Source organism: Caballeronia sp., from assembly GCF_049581465.1.
Taxonomy (GTDB): Bacteria; Pseudomonadota; Gammaproteobacteria; order Burkholderiales; family Burkholderiaceae; genus Caballeronia.
The window spans coordinates 1-1803 of record NZ_JBAUSA010000461.1; the positions used below are offsets into that span (position 1 = coordinate 1).

The 1803-nt window shown below is 52.3% G+C and carries 1 protein-coding gene; it reads left to right on the top strand.

The features are described 5' to 3' along the window. The first annotated feature begins 159 nt into the window (after window positions 1-159). Complete coding sequence (locus WCA53_RS11435; RefSeq protein WP_423909447.1) at window positions 160-1605, top strand: IS4 family transposase; 1446 nt, start codon at window positions 160-162, stop codon at window positions 1603-1605. The last annotated feature ends 198 nt before the right edge of the window (window positions 1606-1803 follow it).

A 1803-nucleotide genomic window follows, 5' to 3' on the forward strand; every position in this document is an offset into this window, starting at 1 on the left:
AAACGCATCGCTGTGCTCCTACTTTAAGGATCGTGTACTTCGATTGAATGTAAGCGGTCCATTTCCCTTGCAATTACCCACAATTTTTGGCGTTTACCTCTGTTAACAATTGACCCTTTCTGTTAACTTCGTTGCACGTATAGTCAACGAGACAGAGCGATGACGAAGACAAGGGACGAAGGCGGCAAGCGTGCATCTTCGGAAGCCGATGCATGGCTGGACGAGGAAGTTGGACGAAGTCGATTTCGCGACGAACGTCTGGGCAAGAGATTTCGGTTAGTTTTGGAACGCTTGTGGACATGCATGGGGCAGAGCATTCCGATGGCTTTTCAGGACTGGTGCAACACGAAAGCGGCCTATCGATTTCTCTCCAATCCCAAAGTCAGTGAACAAGATATTTTGGGCAGCCATTTCGAAGCGACCCGAAGCCGATTTGCTGCGTCGGAAGGTCCCATACTGATATTGCAGGACACGACTGAATTCTCGTACAAACGTGAGCGACCTGAGCTAATTGGCTCGACACATAAGGTCGCAAGTCGCAAGGACAAGACAGGGCGAAGCCCAATGCATACGATTTGCGGGATCTTGATGCATTCGAGTCTCGTCGTAACCACGCAAGGCGTTCCGTTAGGGCTGGCAGCGATAAAATTTTGGACCCGGAAGAAGTTCAAAGGGTGTGACGCACTCAAGCGCAAGATAAATCCAACCCGCGTTCCGATCGAAGAAAAAGAAAGCTATCGATGGCTGGAGAATCTACGGCAATCCACAGCACTGCTTGCCCAACCTCAGCGTTGCGTTCATGTAGGAGATCGCGAAAGCGACATTTATGAACTCTTCTGCCTCGCCCACGAACTGCAAACGAACTTCCTTGTTCGAACCTGCGTCGACAGACTCGCGGGCGATGGAAACCATACGATTGCAAGCGAGATGGATGAAGTACGAGTCGCTGGCGTACATCGGGTCGCGGTTCGGGACCAAGGCGGCAAGGCCGATCGAGCGGTGCTGGAACTTCGGTACCGTCGCATAACAGTGTTGCCTCCAATCGGCAAGCAACGTCGCTACCCGCCGCTGCATCTGACGGTGATTCACGCACTTGAACGAGGCACAACTACGAGCAGGAAGCGAATTGAATGGAAGCTGATCACCAATTTACCGGTGACTTCTCGCAGGCAGGCTATAGAGAAACTTGACTGGTACGCACTGCGATGGAAAATCGAGGTGTTCCACAAAATTCTAAAGTCGGGCTGCAAGGCAGAGGAGTCAATGCTGCGCACGGCGGACCGACTGGCAAATCTTATTGCCGTATTTTGTATCTTAAGTTGGCGCATCTTTTGGATAACCATGGTACATCGAGCCGGGCCACATCTACCGGTCGAAGTCGCCTTAACGCCGCATGAAATACAGCGACTTGACCAGTTAGTTAAAGATACGGCGAAGACCTCAACCGCCGAGCCACTTACTCGATACACCATCAAACTCGCCCAACTGGGCGGCTATCTGGCTCGAACCAATGATCCTCCTCCTGGAAACACCGTAATCTGGCGAGGCTTGCGAAGACTCGTCGATATCCAACTCGGTTTCGAACTCGCCCAAGATTGTGGGTAATTGCAAGTCCATTTCCGACGTCTATCAACGATAGACAAGAGCGAGGAGCATAGGTGTCCACCTATTTGGAGGTGGACACCTATGCCAGACAAACACTCAGAGTTAAGAGTAGTTAGACGCAGCCGCGATGGGCGTCGCCGCTACGATGAGAAAGCGAAGCGCGCGCTCGTTGAGGTAGCGCTCCGTCCCGGCCCTGGC